The organism is Bacteroides sp. MSK.20.82 (genome assembly GCF_019052485.1).
GTDB classification, from domain to species: Bacteria; Bacteroidota; Bacteroidia; order Bacteroidales; family Bacteroidaceae; genus Bacteroides; species Bacteroides thetaiotaomicron.
This window is the reverse complement of record NZ_JAHQUN010000158.1, coordinates 1-339: the sequence shown is the minus strand read 5'-3', so window position 1 is coordinate 339 and position 339 is coordinate 1. Positions and strand designations below refer to the sequence as shown.

General features: G+C 54.0%; 1 pseudogene. It reads left to right on the top strand.

What is annotated here, in order from left to right:
• Window positions 1-339: pseudogene (locus KTR07_RS28270) on the top strand (tyrosine-type DNA invertase cluster 3b); the annotation flags it as partial.

The following is a 339-nucleotide window of genomic DNA, read 5'->3' as shown; positions in this document are numbered from 1 at the left end:
ATACGATTTCCACGTATATGCGTATGCTTCGGAGTATCTATAATCGGGGTGTGGAGGCGGGTAGTGCTCCTTATGTCCACCGCCTGTTCCATGAGGTCTATACGGGGGTGGACGTGCGTCAGAAAAGGGCGCTTCCTGTCGTCGCTCTTCGCAGGCTTCTTTATGAAGATCCCCAGTCTGATCGTCTCCGCCGTACCCAGGCTATTGCCGCTCTGATGTTCCAGTTCTGCGGGATGTCTTTCGCCGATCTGACGCATCTGGAGAAATCCGCTCTTGACAGCAATGTGCTGCGCTACAATCGTGTCAAGACGAAGACTCCCATGAGCGTTGAGGTTCTGG